This window comes from Streptomyces sp. NPDC045967, from assembly GCF_056430495.1.
Window position 1 is genome coordinate 91,890 of record NZ_JBWKLE010000009.1, and the last position, 24,703, is coordinate 116,592.

Annotated in this window: 2 pseudogenes; both read left to right on the forward strand. The window is 72.3% G+C overall.

The features are described from left to right. Positions 1–57: 57 nt before the first annotated feature. A pseudogene (locus tag AC07FY_RS19420) lies at positions 58–23,592 on the forward strand (amino acid adenylation domain-containing protein); the annotation flags it as partial. Positions 23,593–23,891: 299 nt separating this feature from the next. Next, a pseudogene (locus tag AC07FY_RS19425) lies at positions 23,892–24,395 on the forward strand (immunity 21 family protein); the annotation flags it as partial. Positions 24,396–24,703 lie beyond the last annotated feature (308 nt).

Genomic DNA, 24,703 nt, shown 5'->3' on the forward strand with positions numbered 1-24,703 from the left:
CTGCCCGCGATCCGGGAGCTCAAGCGGCGGGCCACCGATCTGGAGGCACAACTGACGGAGCCGGTCGCGATCGTGTCGATGGCGTGCCGGCTGCCGGGCGGGGTGGGCACTCCGGAGGAGTTCTGGCGGTTGCTGTCCTCGGGTGGGGACGCGATCGAGGGGTTCCCGTCGCGGTGGGACGGCTGGGACGTGTACGACCCCGATCCGGAGGCCGTGGGCAAGAGCTATGCGCGTACGGGCGGATTCCTGCGGGACGTCGAGGAGTTCGACGCCGGGTTCTTCGGGATCCCGCCGCGTGAGGCGCAGGCGATGGACCCGCAGCAGCGGGTCGTCCTGGAAACCTCCTGGGAAGCCCTCGAACGGGCCGGATACCCCTCCGAAGCCCTCGAGAACAGCAACACCGGTGTGTACCTCGGCACGATGAACGGCGACTACGGCAGCGTGGGGCACGGTCTCGGGGACCAGGACGGATACGTCAACACCGGCAGGGCGAGCAGTGTGCTGTCGGGGCGGGTGTCGTACGCGCTGGGGCTGCGGGGCCCGGCCGTGACGGTGGACACGGCGTGTTCGTCGTCGCTGGTGGCCCTGCACCTGGCGGTGACGGCACTGCGGCAGCGGGAGTGCGACGTCGCACTGGCCGGTGGCGTGACCGTGATGTCGACGCCCTCGGTGTTCGTGGAGTTCTCCCGGCTGCGGGGCATGGCCGCCGACGGGCGGTGCAAGAGCTTCTCCGCCGATGCGGACGGGGCCGGCTGGTCCGAGGGCTGCGGCGTGCTCGTCCTGAAGCGGCTGTCGGCCGCGCAGGCGGCCGGGGACCGCGTGCTGGCCGTGATCCGCGGATCGGCCGTCAACCAGGACGGCCGCTCCCAGGGACTGACCGCTCCGAACGGGCCCTCGCAGCAGCGGGTGATCCAGGAAGCACTGTCGCGCGCGGGGCTTTCCCCCGCGGACGTGGACGCGATCGAGGCACACGGCACCGGCACCCCCCTGGGCGACCCGGTCGAAGCCGGGGCGCTGGCGGCGGTCTTCGGGCCGGGGCGGTCCGCGCAGCGGCCGGTGTACCTGGGGTCGTCGAAGTCGAACATCGGTCACGCCCAGGCCGCCGCGGGCGTGGCCGGCGTGATCAAGATGGTGCTCGCGCTGCAGCACGAACAGCTGCCCCCGAGTCTGCACGCCGAGCGCCCCAGCGAGCACATCGCATGGGAGGGCAGCGGCCTCGAGCTGCTGGGCGGGGCGCGCTCCTGGCCGCGGGAGGAGTCCCGGCCTCGGCGCGCGGGCGTGTCGTCGTTCGGCCTGTCCGGGACCAACGCCCATCTGATCCTCGAGGAGGCACCGGCGCGCACGGGATCCCCGGAGGAGCCCGAGGAGGTCTCCGGGCCCGAGGCCGGCGCCGCCGGCGGCGGGGTGTTCCCGGTGGTGGTGTCGGGCCGGGACGCCGGTGTCGTGCGGGCGCAGGCCCGGCGCTGGGCCCAGTGGTGGCGCGAGCACTCCGAGGCGTCCCTGGACCGGGTCGCCTCCACGGCCCTGTGGCACCGCAGCTGGTTCGACTCCCGCGGCGCCGTCCTCGCCTCCACCCGCGAAGAGGCCATCGCCCGGCTGGAAGCCCTCGCCGACGGCATTGATGCCACCGGAGTGATCGCTCCCCTCGAGACGCCGGGTGACGAGGCCCTCCAGGAGGCAGGCCCCGGGGGCGTATGGGTGTTCCCCGGCCAGGGGTCGCAGTGGGAGGGCATGGGCCGGGTCCTGTACGAGCAGGCGCCGGTGTTCGCCGAGACCGTGGCGGCTTGCGACGCGGCCCTGCTGCCCTGGACGGGGTGGTCGGTCACCGAGGTCCTGACCGGGCGGCGCCTCCTGTCCGGGGTGGAGGAAGTACAGCCGGCGCTGTTCGCGATGAGCCTGGGCCTGGCCGCGTGGTGGGAGTCCATGGGCGTCACCCCGCAGGCCGTGATCGGGCATTCGCAGGGCGAAGTGGCCGCCGCGGTGGTGGCGGGAGTCCTCACCGTCGAACAGGGCGCGAAGATCGTCGCCGCCCGCTCCCGGGCCGTGGCCACCTGCAGCGGGCAGGGCGGCATGGCCGTCGTCGAACGCGGCGTGGACTGGATCACCGAGCGCCTCACCGGCACCGAACTGTCCGTGGCCGCAGTCAACACCCCGGGATCCACCGTGATCTCCGGAGACAGCGACGCCCTCGACACCCTCCTCGCCCGACTGCAGGCCGAGGACGTGTTCGCCCGCCGGGTGCAGGTGGACTACGCCTCCCACAGCGCGCACATGGACCCCCTCCTGCCCGCCCTGGCCGAGGAACTGGCCGGCCTCCAGCCGACAGCCGGGCGGATCCCGCTCTACTCCACCGTCCACGGCCGCCTGATCCACGGCACCGAGATGGACGCCGGCTACTGGTGCGCCAACCTGCGCCGGCCGGTCCGGTTCGACCAGGCCAGCCAGGCCGCCACCGCCGACGGCCACCACACCTGGGTCGAAGTCAGCCCCCACCCCGTCATGGCCATGGCCCTCGACGAGATCACCCGGCAGCACGGTGGAACCACCGTCGCCACCGCCCACCGGGACCAGGCCGACACCACCGACGTGCTGTCCGCTTGGGTCCGCGCCGGACTCGCCCGGGGCAACGGGTGGCCGTGGGAGCGCGCGGTGCCGCGGACGCCGGTGGAAACCGCCCTCCCCACCTACGCCTTCGACCGCCGACGGTACTGGCTCCCCACCCCCGGCGGCACCCCGGCCGACCCCTCGGCCTGGGGCGCGGACGGGCTCGACCACCCCTGGCTCACGCTCTCCACCCCCCTGGCCGGCGACGACGGCCTCATCCTCACCGGCAGGATCGACGCCACCGCACCCGGACAGCGCTGGCTCAGCGACCACAAGGTGTTCGACACCGTGCTCCTGCCCGGCACCGGGATCCTCGACATGGTCCTCACCGCCGCCGCACGCGTGGGCGCCACCGGGATCGACACCCTCACCCTGACCACCCCCCTCGCCCTCCCCGAAACCGGCGCGCTGCGCGTCCAGGTCGCCGTCACCGGCACCGACGCCCAGGGGCACCGCCAGGTCACCGTCCACACCCACCCCGGCCCCGACACCCACCCCGACACGCCCTGGACCACCCACGCCACCGGCCGACTCACCCACCTGGCCGTCGGCGACACCGACGGCCACGAGTTCGGCGAACTCCGGAGCCGGCCGGTGGCGGGCACCACGCCAGTGGATCTGGACGGGTTCTACGACCGGCTGCGCGAGCGCGGAATCGACTACGGACCCGCCTTCCGGGGTCTGGTGGAGCTTTCCCGCAGCGGCGACACCGCTTACGCCGTGGTCCGCCTGCCCGAGGCCGAAGCCGAGAGCGCGGCGGCAGGCGGCTTCGCGGTGCATCCGGCGCTGCTGGACGCGGCGCTGCACGCGATCTCGGTGCTGGACGCCGACACCGGACGGGTGCCGCTCCCCTTCGAGTGGACCGGGGCGGAGCTGTACGCAACCGGGGCGAGCGAACTCCACGTCCGGATCGAGCGGGATCCCGCATCATCCGAGGCCCGGCTGTGGATGGCGGATGCCCACGGCCGGCCCGTCGCCTACGTGGACGGGCTCGCTCTGCGTCCGGCGACCGCACAGCAGCTGCGGCAGCGCACGGCCGGCCACCTCTACCGGCTCGACTTCCGGCTTCCCCGCACGCTGCGCGAGGCACCTGCCCGGACCTGGGTCCTCGGCGGCGCCGGTGATCTCGCCGACGTGATCGGCGGACGGCCGGTCATCGGCGTGGACGAGCTGCGCGCCCGGCTCGACGCCGGCGAGGAGCCCCCGGCCCGCCTCGTCGTCGACAGCACCACGCAGGACCCGGGTGATCTGGCGGACGCGGTGCACGCGGCCACCGCCACCGCACTGCACGTGGTGCAGGCTCTGCTGGCCGAGTCCCGGCTGGACGGGACCGAACTGGTCTGGGTGACCCGTCAGGCCGTACCGGCCGAGCCGGGCAAGGGCGTCGACGGCCTGGTGCACGCCCCGCTGTGGGGTCTGGTCCGTGCCGCGCGCGCCGAGCACCCGCGGCGATCGCTGCGCCTGGTGGACGCCGGTCCCGGAGCAGAGGACATCACCGCGCTCCCCAGGGCCGTGTCCGTCACGGACGAGCCCGAGATCGCGGTACGGGGAGGAGAGATCCGGGTCGCGCGGCTGGTCGCCGTCGACCCGGAGCCGCAGGATGCCACCCCCGGAACTCCGTTGTCCGGGGGAACGGCACTGATCACCGGAGGAACCGGTGAGCTGGGCAGGGAGCTCGCCCGGCATCTGGTGCGCACCCGTGGGGTCCGGCGTCTCGTGCTGACCTCGCGTCAGGGCGAGCGGGTCCCGGGGGCCGCCGACCTCGCCGCCGAACTCACCGGGGCCGGGGCCGGCAGCGTACGGATCGCTGCCTGTGACGTCGCCGACGGGCAAGCCCTCGCCGCTCTGATCGGCTCCATCGACGATCTGGACTCGGTATGGCACCTGGCCGGTGTGCTGGACGACGGATTGCTGCCGGACCAGACCACCGAGCGGCTGGACCGCGTACTGGCTCCGAAGCTGGACGCCGTGCTGCATCTGCACGAACTCACCCGGGAGCACTCGCTCTCCGAGTTCGTACTGTTCTCCTCACTCGCCGGAGTGCTCGGAAGCGCCGGCCAGAGCACGTACGCCGCGGCGAACGCGTTCCTCGATGCCTTCGCCGTATGGCGCGTGCACGCGGGTCTGCCTGCCAGGAGCCTGTCCTGGGGACTGTGGGAACAGGCGGGTGTCGGTCTGACCGCGCGCCTCGGCCGGGCCGAGTTGACCCGGATCCGGCGCATGGGCGTCGAGCCGTTGTCCGTGGATGAGGGGCTGCGGACCCTGGACGCGGCGCTCGCGACGGATGCGCAGGGACATCTGGTTCCCGTCCGCCTCGGGCTGGCCTCGTTGCGCCGCGGTCAGGACGAGGTGCCCGCGCTGCTGCGCGGCATGGTCCGGCCGCGCCTGCGGCGGGTGAACGCCGGCGAGGCGCCCTCGGACCTGCGCGGCAGGCTCGCGGCGATGACCGGCGACCAGCGGCGGGAGTCGGTGACGCTGCTGGTGCGGTCGGCGGCGGCGGGCGTGCTCGGCCTTCCGGACGAGGATGCGGTGTCGGCGCAGCAGGTGCTCAGGGAGCTCGGCCTCGACTCGCTGATGGCCGTGGAACTGCGGCGCCGGGTCTCGCAGGAAACCGAGGTCGCCCTGCCGGCGACGCTGGCGTTCGACTACCCGACCCCGGCCGCCATGGCGGAGTTCCTCCTGGAACGGATGGACCTGTCACAGGCGATGCGGCCCTCCGAGGCTGTCGTCCGCGATGCGGGCGAGGACGACGATCCGGTGGCGATCGTGTCGATGGCGTGCCGGCTGCCGGGCGGGGTGGGCACTCCGGAGGAGTTCTGGCAGTTGCTGTCCTCGGGTGGGGACGCGATCGAGGGGTTCCCGTCGCGGTGGGACGGTTGGGACGTGTACGACCCCGATCCGGAGGCCGTGGGCAAGAGCTATGCGCGTACGGGCGGATTCCTGCGGGACGTCGAGGAATTCGACGCCGGGTTCTTCGGGATCCCGCCGCGTGAGGCGCAGGCGATGGACCCGCAGCAACGGCTCGTGCTGGAAGCCTCGTGGGAGGCTCTCGAGCGCGCCGGACTGCGCCCCGAAACCCTGGAGGGCAGCAACACCGGCGTGTACCTCGGTGCGATGGGGTCGGACTACGACCGCTTCCACAAGCATGACCTGAGTGCGCTCGACGCATACGGCTCCATGGGCAGTGCCGGCAGTGTGCTGTCGGGTCGGGTGTCGTACGCGCTGGGGTTGCAGGGCCCGGCGGTCACGGTGGACACGGCGTGTTCGTCGTCGCTGGTGGCCCTGCACCTGGCGGTGACGGCACTGCGGCAGCGCGAGTGCGACGTCGCACTGGCCGGTGGCGTGACCGTGATGTCGACGCCTTCGCTGTTCGTGGAGTTCTCCTGGCTGCGGGGCATGGCCGCCGACGGGCGGTGCAAGAGCTTCTCCGCCGATGCGGACGGGGCCGGCTGGTCCGAGGGCTGCGGCGTGCTCGTCCTGAAGCGGCTGTCGGCCGCCCGGGCGGCCGGGGACCGGGTGCTGGCGGTCATCCGCGGCTCCGCGGTGAACCAGGACGGCCGCTCCCAGGGGCTGACCGCTCCGAACGGGCCCTCGCAGCAGCGAGTGATCCAGCAGGCCCTGTCGCGCGCGGGGCTTTCCCCCGCGGACGTGGACGCGATCGAGGCGCACGGCACCGGCACCCCACTCGGTGACCCCATCGAGGCGGGCGCTCTCGCCGAGGTCTTCGGGCCGGGGCGGTCCGCGCAGCGGCCGCTGTACCTGGGCTCGTCGAAGTCGAACATCGGTCATGCCCAGGCCGCCGCGGGCGTGATCGGCGTGATGAAGATGGTGCTCGCGCTGCAGCACGAACAGCTGCCCGCGACGCTGCACGCGCAGGAGCCGAGCCCGCACGTCCCATGGGAGGGCAGCGGTCTTGAGCTGCTGGGCGAGGCGCGCTCCTGGCCGCGGGAGGAGTCCCGGGTGCGGCGCGCGGGCGTGTCGTCGTTCGGACTGAGCGGGACCAACGCCCATCTCGTTCTCGAGGAGGCCCCTGCCGTAGATGCCGTCACCGAGCAGGCCGTCACCGAGCAGGCCGCGGCGGAGGGCGTGTTCCCGGTGGTGCTGTCGGGCCGGGACGCCGGTGTCGTGCGGGCGCAGGCCCGGCGGTGGGCCGAATGGTGGCGCGAGAACCCGGACGTGTCCTTGCCGAAGGTGGCGTCCACGGCCCTGTGGCACCGCAGCTGGTTCGACCACCGGGGCGCGGTACTGGCCACCACCCGCGACGAGGCCATCAGCCGCCTCGAAGCGCTCGCCGAGGGGACCGACGCGCCCGGCGTGATCACCCCTGCCGAGGGACCGGGCGCAGGGGTCCTCCACGGGGCCGGTTCCGGCGGTGTGTGGGTCTTCCCGGGCCAGGGGTCGCAGTGGGAGGGCATGGGCCGGGCCCTGTACGAGCAGGCGCCGGTGTTCGCCGAGACCGTGGCGGCTTGCGACGCGGCCCTGCTGCCCTGGACGGGATGGTCGGTCACCGAGGTCCTCACCGGGCGGCGCCCCCTGTCCGGGGTGGAGGAAGTACAGCCGGCGCTGTTCGCGATGAGCCTGGGCCTGGCCGCGTGGTGGGAGTCCATGGGCGTCACCCCGCAGGCCGTGATCGGGCATTCGCAGGGCGAAGTGGCCGCCGCGGTCGTCGCGGGAGTCCTCACCGTCGAACAGGGCGCGAAGATCGTCGCCGCCCGCTCCCGGGCCGTGGCCACCTGCAGCGGGCAGGGCGGCATGGCCGTCGTCGAACGCGGCGTGGACTGGATCACCGAGCGCCTCACCGGCACCGAACTGTCCGTGGCCGCGGTCAACACCCCGGGATCCACCGTGATCTCCGGAGACAGCGACGCCCTCGACACCCTCCTCGCCCGACTGCAGGCCGAGGACGTGTTCGCCCGCCGGGTGCAGGTGGACTACGCCTCCCACAGCGCGCACATGGACGCCCTCCTGCCCGCCCTGGCCGAGGAACTGGCCGGCCTCCAGCCGACAGCCGGGCGGATCCCGCTCTACTCCACCGTCCACGGCCGCCTGATCCACGGCACCGAGATGGACGCCGGCTACTGGTGCGCCAACCTGCGCCGGCCGGTCCGGTTCGACCAGGCCAGCCAGGCCGCCACCGCCGACGGCCACCACACCTGGATCGAAGTCAGCCCCCACCCCGTCATGGCCATGGCCCTCGACGAGATCACCCGGCACCACGGGGGAGTGGCCGTCGCCACCGCCCACCGGGACCAGGCCGACACCACCGACGTCCTCTCCTCGTGGGTCCGCGCCGGACTCGCCCACGCAGACGCCTGGCCGTGGCACCGGCTCATCCACCGGGCCTCCCCGGCGAGTGAGTTGCCCACCTACGCCTTCGACCGTCAGCGTTACTGGCTCCCCGCCCCCCGCACCACTGCGGCGGACGCCTCGGGTCGGGGCGCGGACGGGACGGGCCACCCGTGGCTCACGCTGGCGACACCGCTGGCCTCCGGCGACGGCCTGGTCCTCACCGGCACGATCGACGCCGCCGACGGCGGCCAGCGCTGGCTGCGCGACCACCGCGTGTTCGGCACGGTACTGCTGCCCGGCACCGGGATCCTGGACATGGTCCTCGCCGCCGCCGAACGGGTGGGCGCGACCGCCGTGGACACCCTGACCCTCACCACCCCCCTGGTCCTGCCCGAGTCCGGGCCGCTGCGCCTGCAGATCGCCGTCACCGACATCGACGGCAACGGGCACCGCCAGGCCACCGTCCACACCCATCCCGACCCCGAAACCCACCCCGACACCCCCTGGACGACGCACGCCATCGCCCAGCTCACCCACGTCACGCCCACGCGCGAACCCGAATCCGTCGACTGGGCGGCGGCCCTCGAGTCCGCGCACCACGTGTCCCTGGACGGGTTCTACGAGCGCTTCAGCGAGCGCGGACTCGATTACGGCCCCGCATTCCAGGGCCTCAGCGCCCTGTGGCGACAGGGCAACGAGCTCTACGCCGTCCTTCGCCTTCCGGAGAGCCTGCGACCCGAAGGGTTCGGGATCCACCCCGCCCTCCTGGATGCCGCGCTCCACACGATCCTCACCGCTGAGGAAGCCGACGACGCGCGGCGAGGGAAGCGGGTCCTGCTGCCGTTCGAGTGGAACGACGCGCGGCTGTACGCGACCGGGGCCTCGGTCGCGCGGGTGCGCGTACGCCTCGACAGCACGCGCTCGCAGGCCGAGCTGTGCGTGACGGACGAGAACGGGGACCTGGTCGTCACGGCGAGCCTTCGCCTCCGGGAGGCGAGCGCGGAAGGCCTGCGGACGGCGGCGCAGCAGCACCTGTACCGGCTGGAGTTCCAGGAATGCCCGGCGCCCGCTGCCGAGCCGGCGGACACCGTGATCACCGCTGGTCCCCTCGCGGCCGCGCTCGGACTGCCCACGCTGGACGCAGGGAGCGGACCGGTTCCTTCCCGCATCGTGGTGGATGCCACGCAACCCACCGGTACCCCGGAGGAATGCACCGCGGCGGCACTGATCCAAGCGGGGGAGCTGCTGGCCGATCCACGGCCGGCCGGGACCGAACTGGTCTGGGTGACCCGTCGGGCCGTGTCCGTCGACGAGGGCGACACCGTCGACCTGACATCGGCGCCCCTGTGGGGTCTGCTGCGTGCGGCGCGCGCCGAGGGACATCCGGTGCGGCTGGTGGACGTGGACGGTGACGCCGATCCGGACAGGGTGCTGGCGTCGCTGACCGTCCCCGAGCCGGAGTTGGTGGTCCGCGGCGGTACGGTACGGGTTCCCCGGCTGGTCCGGTTCTCCCCGCGCGACACGGCATCCGCGGACGGCGGCACGGCGCCTGCCGCCGACACGCCTGATGCGGAGCGAGCCCGGGGCACGGTGCTGATCACCGGCGGTACCGGTGAACTGGGGCGGCAGGTCGCCCTGCACCTGGTGAGCGCATGGGGAGTGCGCACGCTGGTACTGGCTTCCCGCCGGGGTGACGCAGCGGACGGTTCCGACGAGCTGGTCGCCGAGCTGACCGCCGCCGGGGCCGAGAGCGTGCGCGTGGTGGCCTGCGACGTCACCAGCCGCGACCAGCTGGCCGGACTCGTGGAGTCCGTCACGGATCTCAGCGGCGTGTGGCATCTGGCCGGCGTACTCGACGACGGACTGCTCGCGGACCAGACCCCGGAGCGTCTGGAACGGGTCTGGGCGCCGAAGGCACGCGCGGCATGGTGGCTGCACGAGCTGACCGCGGACCGTCCACTGACCTGGTTCGTGGTGTTCTCGTCCGCCGCGGGTGTCCTCGGAAGCCCTGGGCAGAGTGTCTACGCGGCGGCCAACGCGTTCGCGGACGCGCTCGTGCTCGAGCGGCGCCGGCAGGGACTTCCCGGCCTGAGCCTGTCCTGGGGACTGTGGGAGCAGGCCGGTACGGGGTTGACCGCGCACCTGGGTCAGGCGGAACTGGCACGGATGCGCAGGCAGGGAGTGGCCGCGCTGACCGGTGCGCAGGCACTGGGGGCCCTCGATACCGCGCTGACCAGCCGGCGGGCGCATCTCGTCCCCCTCCGGGTCGATCTGTCCGGGGCCGAGGACGCCCGCTCGCCGCTGCTGCGGCGCCGGACCCGGATGCGGAGGCTGGCGGACACCCGGACGGCCGGCGTCGACACCGGTTGGTCCGCCCTGCCGGAGGCACAACGCATCCGCGCACTGGTTGATCTCGTACGGCGTGAAGCGGCCGTGGCCTTGGGCCGCTCCGACGAGATCCACCCCGAGGCGGAGTTCACCGGACTCGGGCTGGACTCCCTGATGGCCGTGGAACTGCGCCGGCGGCTGTCGGCCGAGACCGGACTGTCCCTGCCCGCGACGGCCGTGTTCGATCACCCGACGCCCGCCCGCCTGGCGGAGTACCTGGGCGGCTGCCTACGAGACCCGGGGGACGACACGGGCCGGGCGCGCGTGAAGCGCGTGAAGCGCGTGGAACGCGGGGAGCGGCGCGGTGTCCATCCGGCGACCGAGGGGCAGCGCAGGCTGTGGTTCCTGGAGCAGATGCGTCCCGGCACGGCCGAGTACAACGTGACGATGCCGGTCCGGGTCGCCGAACCGTTGGACCGCGCAGCGTTCGCCTCCGCCGTCGAGTTCGTGGTGCGGCGGCACGAGGCACTGCGCACGGGCCTGGAGAGCCGCGACGGTGAGCTGGTCCAGGTGGTGTACGAGGAGTTCGCCGCCCCGCTGCGCTTCGAGGAGGTGGCCGGTTCCGAGGAGCTGGCCGACCGGATCCGGGGCGAGGCCGAGACGCCCTTCGACCTGTCCGGCCCCGTCCTGCTGCGCTGCCTCGTGCTGACCGCCGCGGACGAACAGGTGGTCTGCTTCACCCTGCACCACGCGATCATCGACGCCTGGTCGCTGGTCATGATGCTGCACGAGCTGTTCGCCGCGTACGGCGAGTTCTGCGCGGGCCGCGTTCCCGACAGCGGGAGCGAAGCGCTCGTGCACCTCGGCGACTACGCCGGCTGGGAGCGGGACTCCCTCGAACAGGGAGGCTTCGAGGCGGGACTCGGGTTCTTCCGGAACGAACTGGCCGGGGCCCCGCGTCTGGAACTGCCCCGCAGCGACCTGGACTCCGGCGCGGGCAAGGTCGGATTCGCCGTGTCCGACGCCCTTCGGGGCGAGCTGGAGGAGCTCGCCTCCGATGCGGGGGTCACCCTGTACACGGTGCTGGCCGGCGCCTTCGCGGTGCTGCTCTCCCGGTACAGCGACCAGCGGGACTTCAGCATCGGCACGGTGTGGTCCGGGCGCGACCTGTCCGGGGCGGCGGAGATCGTCGGTTTCCTCGCCAACACACTGCCGTTGCGCTGTGATCTCTCCGCTGACCCGAACGTGTTTGATCTGCTGTCGGCGATGAAGTCCCGCGTGCTCGGGGTGATGGAACACCAGAACGTGCCGCTGTCCGAAGTGGTCAAGGTCGTCGACGCCGAGCGCAACGGCGAGGAGAACCCGCTGTTCCGGGCGGTGTTCAACTACGGCCTGGGTGCCGAGCCGGACGACGGCACGTGGCAGCCGTACGCCGGGTTCTTCACCGGCAACGTCGCGGGGACCGCCAAGTTCGAGCTGACCATGAGCCTGGCACCCGCCGCGGAGGGACTGCGCGGGGAGCTGGAGTTCCAGTCGCACGTACTGGATCGGCAATCCGCACAGCGCATGGTCGCGAACTTCGAGACCCTGCTGGACTCCTTCGTCCGGGACGGTGCTCTGCCGGTCAGCCGGTTGCCCTTGCGCCACGCCGAGGAAGTGGGCTGGTTCCGGCGGCACGGCGACGACGTGACGTCGGAACCGGCCGCGCTGCCCGCGACGCAGCCGGAGCCGCAGCCGCAGCCGCGGTCCGCGGAACCGGTCGCCGAGGGTGACCGGGTGTGGGAGACGGTGCTCTCGGCCTGGTCGCAGGTACTGGAGCTGGAGCCGGCCGAAGTGGACCCGGACAGCGGCTTCTTCGATCTGGGCGGCACGTCGTTGACAGCGGTGCGGGTCCACGAGCTGATCCGTGACGGTCTGGACCGCGAGTTTCCGCTCGCGACGCTGTTCCGCCACTCCACGGTGCGCCAGCTGACCACGTTCCTGCGCGGTGACGCCACGCGTGCGGCGACTGCGACTGCGACTGCGCCGTCGCCGGCGGCCGCGCCGGCCGGGGAGCGTGCGGACGAGGACGCGGTGGCGATCGTGGGCGTGGCCCTGCGCCTGCCGGGTGCGGCCGACGCGGAGCAGTTCTGGGCGAACCTGCGGGGCGGTGTGGAGTCGATCCGCCGCTTCACCGACCGGGAACTGCTGGACGCCGGGGTGCCCAGGAACGTCCTGGACGATCCCGGGTTCGTCCCGGCCAAGGGATACGTGCAGGACGCCGACCTCTTCGACGCCGAGTTCTTCGGTTACTCGCGGTCCGAAGCGGAGAACATGGATCCGCAGCACCGGCTCTTCCTGGAAACGGCCTGGCAGGGCCTGGAGAACGCCGGCATCCTGCCCGGTTCCCACCCCGGCCGCATCGGAGTCTTCGCCGGCGCCGGATTCGGCGGCTACAACAGCGGAAGCGTGCGCGGCGACGAGATCACCGAACTCCACGAGTTCTACCGCAATCTCCTCGGGAACAAGTCCGACTTCGTGTCCACCAGGGTGGCGCACAAGCTGAATCTGCGCGGTCCCGCGCTGACGGTGCAGACGGCGTGTTCCACGGGGCTGGTGGTCGCGCATCTGGCCCGGCAGAGCCTGCTGCGCGGGGAATCCGACGTGGCACTCGTCGGCGCCTCCGCCCTCACCTTCCCCCTGGAGTACGGCTACTACCACCAGGAAGGCTTCGTCTTCTCCCCGGACGGCTCCTGTCGCGCGTTCGACGCCGACCGCCAGGGCACCGTGGTGGGCAACGGTGTGGTGGCGGTGGTGCTGCGGCGGCTGTCGGACGCGGTCGAGGCCGGGGACCGGATCTACGCCGTCATCCGGGGGAGCGCGATCAACAACGACGGGTCGGACAAGGTCGGGTTCACCGCGCCCAGCGTGAGCGGCCAGGCCGCCGTCATCACCGACGCCCTCGCCGACGCCGGGCTCTCCTCCGCCGACATCGGCTACGTCGAAGCCCACGGCACGGCCACCGCCATGGGCGACCTGATCGAGGTCCAGGCCCTCCAGGAGGTCTTCTCCGCCGACCGCGAGGAGCCCTGCGCGGTGGGATCGGTGAAGTCCAACATCGGCCACGTCGACGTGGCCGCGGGCCTGGCGGGGCTGGTCAAGGCAGCGCTCTGCGTCTACCACGGCGAACTCGTACCCACGGTCAACTTCGAGCGCGTCGACCCGGAACTGGGTCTGGATCCGGCGGTCCTGCGGATCAGCGACGACACACGCGCCTGGTCCGGCATCCGACGCGCCGGAGTGTCCTCGTTCGGCATCGGCGGCACCAACGCCCACCTGGTGCTGGAACAGCCGCCGCAGCCGGCCGCCCAGCCCGCCCCGGCACAGATCGCGGCGCCGGTGGTCCTCTCCGGACGGACCCCCCAGGCACTGAGGGACCAGGCCCGGCACTGGGCCCACTGGCTCACCGAACACCCCGACACCACCCTCACCGACCTGGCCTGGACCACCACCCGGCGCCGCCGGCACTTCGAGCACCGGGCCGCCGTCCTCGCCCATGACCTGGACGAGGTGGTGCGCGGTCTGACCGCGCTCGGTGAGGGACAGGGCGACGACGCGGTGTGCACCGGGGTGGCCGAAGAACGCGGCAAGGTCGTGTTCGTCTTCGCCGGCCACGGTTCGCAGTGGCCGGGCATGGCCCAGCGCCTGCTCGCCGAAAGCCCGGCCTTCGCCGACACGGTCGCCCGCTGCGACGAGGCACTGCGCCCGTGGACCGGCTGGTCGGTCCTCGAACTGCTCCGGGACCCCGAGGCGAGCGGGCTGAGCCTGGACGACGTCGAGGTGACCCAGCCCGCGCTGTTCACGGTCGCACTCGGCCTGGCGGAGGTGTGGCGGTCCCTCGGCTTGGAACCGCAGGCCGTGGCCGGGCACAGCCAGGGCGAGGTGCCCGCCGCCGTGTTCGCCGGAGCGCTGACCCTGGAGGAGGGCGCCAAGGTGGTCGCCGTCCGCAGCCAGGCGTTCCGGCGCATCGAGAGCGGCTCGGGCGGCATGGCCCTGTTGGGACTGCCGCTGACCGAGGTCGAGGAACTGCTCGCCGAGTACGACGGATCGCTGTCGGTGGCCGTGGTGAACGCCCCGGGCTCGGTGGTGGTGGCCGGCGCGGCGGACGCGGTGGACGACCTGCTCGCGAAGCTCGCGGACCGTGACGTGTTCTCCCGCCGGCTCAAGGCGGACCGGGCCGGACACTGCAGCCTGGTCGACCCCATGCTGCCCGAGGTGGAAGCGGCGCTGGGCGGACTGCGCCCCCGCGCGACGACGCTGCCGATGTACTCCACGGTCACCGGTGCGCCGATCGGCGGGGAGGCCCTGGACGCCCGCTACTGGTGCCGCAACCTGCGTGAGCCGGTACGCATGGACCTGGCGCTCGACGCACTGGGTGCCGATGGCTTCGGCGTGTTCACCGAGGTCAGCCCGCATCCGCTGCTGGCCATCCCGCTGACCGCTTTCACCGCCGACAGCGGCGGAGTGGTCGTGGGCAGCCTGCGCCGGGACCACGGCGGCCTCGCGCAGATCGTGCGCGGCCTCGGCGAACTGCACGCCCACGGCCATGCGGTGGACTGGACACGGGTCCTCGACGCGCCCGGCCGCCCGGTCGACCTGCCCGGCTACGCCTTCCAGCGGCAGAGCTACTGGATCGACGGCGGAGCCCGTACCCGGCAGGAACGGCCGGCACCCCCCGCGGACCTGGCGGCCCGGCTGACGGCACTGCCCGAGTCGGCACGTGCCCGCACCGTGCTGGAGGCCGTGCAGGAGGTGGTCCGCGGCGTTCTCGGACTCAGCGAACCCATGCCCGTCGACGAGCGGTTCCAGGAGCGCGCACTGGACTCGATGATGGCCCTGCAGCTGCGCAACCGGCTCAGCGAGGTGACCGGTACGCCGCTGCCGTCCACGCTCGCCTTCGAACACCCCACGCCCCGAGCGGTCGTGGAGTATCTGCTGGCCAACGCCTTCTCCGAGCTGCCGCCTCCCGGTCCGACGATGGAACGTGCCGAGCGGCGCGACGTCCATCCGGCGACCGAGGGCCAGCGCAGGCTGTGGTTCCTGGAGCGGATGCACCCGGATTCCGCGCAGTACAACGCCGTTCTCCGGCTCGAGGTGCACCGTCCCCTGGACCCGGAGACGTTCGAGCGGGCGCTGCGTACGGTGATGGACCGGCACGAGGCGTTGCGCACCGGACTGGAACTGCGCGACGGCGAGCTGGTCCAGGTGGTGCACGCGCAGTACACCGTTCCGCTCCGGCACGAGCGGGTGTCCGACGCCGATGAGCTGGACCGGATGCTGCGTGCGGAGGAACGGATACCGTTCGAGCTGAACGCCGAGGCTTTGTTCCGCTGCCTGCTGGTGGATTCCGGCGAGGTGTGGACCCTGTGCTTCACCCTGCACCACGCCATCACCGACGGCTGGTCGCTGTCCCTGCTGCTGAACGAGCTGCACGAGACGTACCGGGCCCTTGCCGGGCAGGACACCCTCCAGCTCCCGGAAGTCCGCTACCACCTCGGCGACTACGCACGATGGGAGAAGGAATCCGTCGAGCAGGGCGCCTTCGCGCGTTCGCTCGAGTACTTCGCCTCCGAGCTCGAGGGTTCGCAGCGCCTGGAACTCCCCGCCCGGGACGTCGCCGAGGACGACCGGGACGACCAGGGCGACGCCGTGCACTTCACCGTGCCCGCGGAGCTCCGGGCACGACTGGACGAGCTGGCCGCACGCAACTCCGTCACCGGGTACACCGTGTACGTCAGCGCCTTCGCGGTGCTGCTCGCCCGGTACACCGACCAGTACGACTTCAGCATCGGCACGATCTGGTCGGCGAGGGAGTTGCCGCAGGTCGCGGAGACCTTCGGGTTCCTGGCGAACACCCTGCCGCTGCGCTGCGACCTGACCGGGGCGGAGACCTTCGAGGACGTCCTGGCCCGCACGCACACCCGGGTGCGGGGCGTGTTCGAGCACCAGAGCGTCCCGCTGACCGAGGTCGTGCGCATCGCCGGCGGTGACCGGACCGGTGAGGAGAACCCGCTGTTCCGGGCGGTGTTCAACTACGGCGGCGCAGCGTTCCCCACGATCGGGACGGGCGAGGCGGCCTGGCGGCTTCCCACGACGGGAAGCGTGTCCGGCAACGTCCGGGGCGCGTCGAAGTTCGAGCTGGGCCTCACGCTGACCGCCGACGGTGATGTGCTGCGCGGCGAGCTGGAGTTCCAGTCCCACGTGCTGGACCAGGACTCGGCCCGCCGCATGGTCGCCAACTTCGAGACCCTGTTGGCATCGCTCGCCGCCCAGCCCGCCCGTCCGGTCCGGGAGACCGAACTCCTCTGCGGTGCGGAACGCCGGTGGCTCGCCGAGCACGGCGGCGACGTCGCGGCCGATCCCGGCGGGGAGAGCGCGTACGAGCTGATACGGGAACGGGCGGCGCGGATGCCCGACGCGGTGGCCCTGGTGTCGGACGGACGCGAGCTGACCTACCAGGAGGTGTCCGCGAAGGCCCGGGCCATCGCCCGGCAGCTGGCCGGACTGGGCGTGACCCGTGGTGATCTGGTCGGTCTCTGCCTGCCCCGCACGGTCGATCTGCCGGTGGCGATGCTCGCCACCTGGATGGCCGGGGCCGCCTACGTTCCGCTGGACCCGGAGTACCCGAAGGCGCGTCTGGACCATGTGGTGTCCGACAGCGGGCTGGAGGTGGTGATCTCGGACGGTTCCCTCGCGGACGTCCTGCCGGACGGCCTGCGGGTGCTGTCGGTGGGGGAGTTCGCCGACGCCGACGAGCACGGGGAACCGGACGGCGCCGTGCCGGTCCAGCCGGATCCGTCCGACCCGGCCTACGTCATCTACACCTCGGGCTCGACGGGCACCCCGAAGGGCGTGGTGGTCGAGCACGCGCAGTTCGCCGGCTTCTGCAGGGCCATGGACGACCGCGTCGGCGGTGGCGCCGACGGCACCTGGCTCGCCGTGACCAGCGTGTCCTTCGACATCTCCGGCCTCGAACTGCTGTGGACCTTGACCAGGGGTTACCGCGTGGTGATCGCCGGCGGAGAACTCGGCGGCTGGGCCGGATACCGGCAGTACGGGCCGACGCACCTGCAGTGCACGCCGTCCCTGGCCAGGATGCTCCTGGCGGACGCGGAAGGCCGTGAGCTGCTCGGTGGGCTGCGGCTGCTCCTGGTCGGTGGCGAAGCGCTCGACCGCGCCCTGGCCGACCGGTTGCTGCGGACCTGTGGCGGCGACGTGCTCAACATGTACGGGCCCACGGAGACCACGGTCTGGTCGACGACCTGGTGGGTCGAGCCCGGGCCGGTCTCGCTGGGATCGCCGGTGCTCGACACCCGGTTGGCCGTTCTCGACCGGCATCGGCAGCCGGTACCGCGCGGTTGCCGCGGTGAGTTGTGGATCGGTGGGCGTGGTGTCGCGCGGGGCTACTGGAACCGGCCCGCGCTGACGGACGAGCGGTTCGTGGTGGACCCGTTCGCGGGTGCGGGGCGGATGTACCGCACCGGGGATGTGGTCCGCTACCGCGAGGACGGCTCACTGGAGTACTGCGGCCGCGTGGACGACCAGGTGAAGCTGGCCGGACACCGCATCGAGCTCGGCGAGATCGAGTCCGTGGTCGCCGGGTGCACCGGCGTCCGGGAGGCTGCCGCGGTGGTGCGTGAGGACGCCGGCTCGGCTGCCTTGTGGATGTACTACTCCGGGGACGCCGACCAGCAGGCCCTGGCCGAGCACGCCGCGGCGCGGCTGCCGGTGTCGATGCTGCCCGCGCGGTGGGTACGGCAGGAGGCACTGCCGCTCACACCGAACCGCAAGATCGACCGGCTGGCCCTGGCCGCACTGCCCGCACCGCAGGCGCAGCCGGAGCCCGCGGGACCGGCCGGCGAGAGTGACCGGGTGTGGGAGACGGTGGTCTCGGCCTGGTCGCGGGTACTGGGTCTGGCCCAGGTGGACCCGGACCGGGGGTTCTTCGATCTGGGCGGGACGTCGATGGCGGCGCTGCGGGTCCACGAGCTGGTCTGCGGCGGCCTGGACCGCGAGTTTCCGCTCTCGACGCTGTTCCGCTACCCCACGGTGCGCCGGCTCAGCGCATTCCTGCGCGGTGACGCCACGCGTACGGTGACTGCGGCGGCGCCCCGTGAGCGTGCGGACGAGGACGCGGTGGCGATCGTGGGCGTGGCCCTGCGCCTGCCGGGTGCGGCCGACGCGGAGCAGTTCTGGGCGAACCTGCGGGGCGGTGTGGAGTCGATCCGACGCTTCACCGACCGGGAACTGCTGGACGCCGGGGTGCCCAGGAACGTCCTGGACGATCCCGGGTTCGTCCCGGCCAAGGGATACGTGGAAGACGCCGACCTCTTCGACGCCGAGTTCTTCCGATGCACTCCGTCCGAAGCGGAGAACATGGACCCGCAGCACCGGCTCTTCCTGGAAACGGCCTGGCAGGGCCTGGAGAACGCCGGCATCCTGCCCGGCGCCGACCCCGGCCGCATCGGAGTCTTCGGCGGAGTCGGCTTCGGCGGCTATGACCAGGGTGATCCCGAGGACGCCTCGGAGGTGTTCCGATCGGCGATCGGCAACAAGAACGACTTCCTCGCGACCCGCCTGGCGCACAAGCTGAATCTGCGCGGTCCCGCGCTGACGGTGCAGACGGCGTGTTCCACAGGGCTGGTGGCCGCGCACCTGGCCCGGCAGAGCCTACTGCGCGGGGAATCCGACGTGGCACTCGTCGGCGCCTCCGCATTCACCTTCCCCCTGGAACAGGGCTACCAGTACCAGGAAGGTTTCGTGGCCTCCCCGGACGGACACTGCCGGCCCTTCGATGCCGAGGGCGCGGGCACGGTCCTCGCCAACGGTGTGGTGGCGGTGGTGCTAAGGCGGCTGTCGGACGCGGTCGAGGCCGGGGACCGGATCTACGCCGTCATCCGGGGCAGCGCGATCAACAACGACGGGTCGGACAAGGTCGGATTCACCGCGCCCAGCGTGAACGGCCAGGCCGCCGTCATCACCGACGCCCTCGCCGACGCCGGGCTCTCCTCCGCCGACATCGGCTACGTCGAAGCCCACGGCACGGCCACCGCCATGGGCGACCCCATCGAGATCCAGGCCCTCCAGGAGGTCTTCACCCCCGACCGCGAGGAGCCCTGCGCGGTCGGATCGGTGAAGTCCAACATCGGCCACACCGACGTGGCCGCGGGCCTGGCCGGACTGGTCAAGGCGGCACTCTGCGTCTACCACGGCGAACTCGTACCCACCGTCAACTTCCAGCGCGTCAACCCCGAACTGGGACTGGACCCGGCGGTCCTGCGCATCAGCGACGACACACGGGAATGGCCGGGCACCCGACGCGCCGGAGTGTCCTCGTTCGGCATCGGCGGCACCAACGCCCACCTGGTACTGGAACAACCGCCGCAGCCCGTCCCGGCACAGCCCGCCCCGGCACAGGCCGCGGCGCCGGTGGTCCTCTCCGGACGCACCCCGCAGGCGCTCAGGGACCAGGCCCGGCATTGGGCCCACTGGCTCACCGAACACCCCGACACCACCCTCACCGACCTGGCCTGGACCACCACCCGGCGCCGCGAGCACTTCGCCGAGCGCGCATCGGTGGCCGGACCCGATCTGTCCTCGGTCATCGAGGGCCTGACCGCCATTGCCCGTGACCAGCCGGACGCGTCGGTCACCCTGGCCACCGCACGGCCGGGCAAGGTCGTGTTCGTCTTCCCCGGCCAGGGTTCGCAGTGGCCGGGCATGGCCCAGCGGCTGCTCACCGAAAGCCCGGCCTTCGCCGACACGGTCACCCGCTGCGACGAGGCACTGCGCCCCTGGACCGGCTGGTCGGTCCTCGACCTGCTCCAGGACGAGGACCGCATCGCGTGGGACCGCCTGGACGTCGCCCAGCCGGTGCTGTTCACCATGTATCTCGGCCTGGCGGCGGCCCTGCGGGATCTGGGCCTGGAAGCACAGGCCGTGGTCGGACACAGCCAGGGCGAGATCCCCGCAGCCGTGGTCGCCGGCGCCCTGACCCTGGAGGAGGGCGCCAGGATCGTGGCCGAACGCAGCACGGCCCTCGCCGCGCTGTCCGCGGACGGGGAGATGGCGACGGTGGAACTCCCGGTGTCCGAAGTCGAGGCGGCACTGGCTCCCTACGGGGACGCCGTCTCCGTCGCCGTGGTGAACACACCGCGATCCACGGTCATCTCGGGAGACCGCGCGATCGTGGAAGAGCTGCTCTACGCGTGGGACGACCAGGACGTGTGGTGCGGCAAGCTGAACACCGCCTGCGCATCGCACAGTTCGCACATGGACGAGCTGCTGTCCGGACTACGGGACCAGCTCGCCTCACTGCGTCCCCGCCCCGCCCGGATTCCGCTGTACTCCACGGTGCTGGGCCGGCGGGCCACAGGCGAGGAACTCGACGCCGCCTACTGGTGCCGGAACCTGCGCGAACCCGTACGGCTCGACCTCGCCCAGCAAGAGCTGCTCGCCGACGGATACACGGTGTTCGTCGAGGTCAGCCCGCACCCCGTGCTGGCCATGCCGCTGACCGACGGCGGCGCCGATCAGGACGCGGTGGTCCTGGCGACCATGGAACGCGACCAGGGCGGCCTGGACCGGCTCCAGCGCGCACTGGGCGCCCTGCACGCGCACGGCGTCGGCATCGACTGGTCGGCGGCCGTTCCCGACGGGCGCATGGCGGACCTGCCCGGCTACGCGTTCCAGCGGCAGCGGTACTGGAAGGAACCCGCTCGCCGCAAGACCACCGATCAGCGGTTCTGGGATGCCGTGGGTGCGGGCGAGGTGGACCGGCTCGCCGAGCTGCTCGGCGCGTCCGAGCAGGACAAGGACAGCGTCGCGGGCCTGCTTCCGTTGCTTCGGCGCTGGCACGAGGGCCGCGACGACCACGCCGAGATCGCCGACTGGCTGTACGAGGAGGTCTGGCAGCTCGCCGAGCCCCACCCGGCACCGGCAGCCGGAGTCTGGGCCGTCCTCGGGGACGCGAACGCCTCGTCACCCGCCACGGAGCTGGTGACGGCCCTGCGCGAGGCAGGGGCCGGCAGGCACCGGGCCGGCATCGATCCGGGCGACCTGGCCTCCCTGCCGGCGGCGCTGCAGGGCGTGATCGTCCTGGCGCCCCTGGACGAGGACGGCACGCGGCAGGGCTTCCTCCGAACCGTACGACTGCTGCAGGGACTCGGAACAAGCCACCCGAGGACCCCGGTGTGGCTGGTCACCAGGGGCGCCGTCGGCGTTCACGAAGCCGATCCGGTCACCCGTCCCGAGCAGGCGCTGATCAGCGGACTGGGCCGGGTCGCGGCACTGGAACGCCCCGAAGGCTGGGGCGGTACCGCGGACCTGCCCGAACAGCCGCACCCGGACTGGGCCGGGCAGCTCGTCCGGGCCGTTCTCGCCGGTGACGACGAGGACCAGATCGCGCTCCGCGCCGCCGGCCGGTACGTGCGGAGGCTGCGTCGCACCGCGCCCGCACCGCGGTCGCCGTGGACGACCAGCGGCACCGCCCTGATCACCGGCGGCACGGGAGCCCTCGGCCGACGACTCGCCCGCTGGCTGGTGGAACGCGGGACGCGACGCGTCGTGCTCGCCTCCCGCTCCGGTGAGGTGCCCCCGCCGTACCGCGAGGAACTCGAGGCGACCGGGGCGGAGGTCGTGACCGCCGCCTGCGACGTCGGTGACAGGAGGCAGGTCGCCGAACTGATCGACCGGATCGACGCCGACGGTCCGCCGCTGACGGTCGTCGCGCATCTCGCGGGGGTCGCCGGGATGACGCTCCTGGCAGAGCTCGACGGGGCCCGGGCCGCCGCGGAACTCTCCGCGAAGGTGTCCGGCGCCTGGCACCTGGACGAACTGCTCGGCGACCGGCCCTTGGACGCGTTCCTCCTCTACGGCAGTGGTGCCGGTCTGTGGGGGGCGGGCGGCGGGACGACCTACGCGGCCGGCAACGCCGCGCTGGACGCCCTCGCCCGGCACCGGGTGGCGGGCGGCCGCACGGCCACCGTGGTGCACTGGGGTGGCTGGGCCGACGGAGGCATGGTGACGGAGGAGGTCGAGGAGCAGCTGCGGCTGCGGGGTCTGCGCATGATGGCCCCCGACCGTGCACTGAGCGCACTGGACCTGGTGCTCGGAACGGACCGGGTGGCGCTGGGAGTTGCCGACATCGACTGGTCCCGCTTCGCCCCCGCGTTCTGCGTGGCCCGGCGGCGTCCGCTGCTGCTGGGCGTCCCGGAGGCGCGCGCCGCGATGACCGGTGAGCGCCGGGAGAGCGGACTGGGGGAGTCGCTGGCGGGCATGGGCCGGGACGAACAGCTCCGTACGGTGCTCGAACTGGTCCGCGTCGAGGCCGCGGCTGCTCTCGGGGTGGCGCAGGTCCCCGCCGAACAGCCGCTCCAGCAGCTCGGGATGGACTCGCTGATGGCGGTGGGCCTGCGTGCCAGGCTCGCCAGGCGAAGCGCCCTGCCGCTCGGCACGGACGTGCTGTTCCGGCACGGCAGTTGTGCGGGCATCGCGGAACACCTGGTCGACGAACTCACCGGGCGCCGGCCCGTCACCGAGGCCGTGCAGGACCAGTGGGTACGGGTGCTCAAGCCGGCGCGACAGCCCAGGGCACGGATCCTGTGCATGGCGGGGATGGGGGGCACGACCACCGCCCACGTCCCGCTCATCGCGCACCTTCCCGAGGACGTGGAACTGCTCGCCATCCGGGTTCCCGGCCGTGAGGGACGCGGCGGGGAGGCACCGGTGGGCGATGTGAACGTCCTCGTCGACCGGGTCGTGGCGGAGATGTCGGACCGTCTCGACGTGCCGACCGTCCTGTACGGGCACAGCCAGGGCGCATGCGGAGCATGGGAGATCGCCCACCGGCTGGGCAGCAGGGCGGGGGGACCGGAACTGTCCCTCGTCGTCGCCTGTGCGCTGCCGCCGTTCAGCGAGGCGCCGGAAGCGCTCAAGCGGTTCCAGGAGGTGTCGACTCTGTGGGATACCGCGGCGCCGCACAGCCTGGTCGAGATGTTCCGGGGTGTGCTGCCCGACGAGATCCTCGCCCAGGACGAGGTCTTCGCCGACTACCTGGAGAACCTGCGGAACGATTCCGCGATGTGGACCCGGTACCAGCTGATGCTGGACGCCGACCGCAGGGCTCCGCTGGACATCCCGATCACGGCGGTGTCGGCCACGGCCGACCCGGTGCTGCCCGAGGGCACGATGGACGGCTGGTCCGCACTGACCAGGGGCACGTTCGTGACCCGGAGCATCGAGGGCGCGCACTCGGCGCCACTCGAAAACCCGCAGGCCATGGCCCAGCAGCTGACGGCGGCCATCCGCACCGAGCTCACGCTCGACGCCTGACCCACGTGGCGTCCGTCGCCCCATGTCCGGACCCGTCGGGCGACGGTCGGCCTGGGGCCGGCGGTGCGGCGAGCCGGGGATCGGTGAAGTCGCGATCCCAGGAACGGCGTAGGGCTCGGAAGCAGTTCGAGAGGCACTGCCGGTCTGGCTGTCCCTTGCTGGTCACGTTGGTCCGTTGCGGTGTCCTGACCTGGGAGTGACTGGGTTGGATGTCAAACGATCAGGCCCGTGCGTGTGCCGGGACACGCAGGTGTCGCCGGGCCATGACCGTTGTCACCGACGGCCTGTAGCTTCCTCGCATGGCGAGGTATGCAGATCCAGGTGCGGTCGAGTGGGTGGAGTCCGGTGGTGGGCCGTTGATCGTCGTGCCCGAAGTGGTCCTGTCTTCGTGGTCCGGCGCAGACAGCGACGAGTCTGAAACGGACTACGACAGAGCCTGCGGCGTCGGCGGGTATGCCGGCCTCTTGACGGTCGGGCAGTCGCAGGCCCTGATCCTCGGTGATGACCCCGCCTCGACGTCTTTCCTTCCGGAGCACGGCCTCTTCGTGCGGTGGTGCGCCGCCGAATCGGAGGAGGAACTTCTCGGCAGCGTTGCTGCCGCGCTCGCTGATGCCGCCTGGGAGCCTGAGCAACTTTGGGACGTGCCGGGGCCAGCGGTCTTGTTCGACTCGGCTTGGCCTGGTGCCGAGGTGGAGCCAGAGAACCATCTGCGGGTGGAACTGGAGCCAGGGCGGTATTCGGTTCGTGCCGCGTCCGTGGAGCCGAATCCGGAGACCTGGCTCAACCTGGTTCAGCTTCGGCGTCGGGCCCCCTGGGGGCCGGAGGGCAGCTCCGACCAGCTCCGATCAGGCGTTCATCCTCGATCCTTGCAACTTGCGGTCCCCTCCCAGCGACGCAACACCTAGGTCGGCGGCTACTACGGCCTGTGGCCCTACCAGTCGGGCCCGCTGACACTGCAGCGCACGACATGACACCGGTTCACTTCCGGAGCGGGGCAACGTGCTGGACCGGCGCGATGATTGCGGTGACCTCGGCTCGCACACTGTCGTGTGCGGCTCCGATGTCCAGGCCGTGCCACGTACCGAGGGCGCCTTGGTGGTGCCGGTGTGCT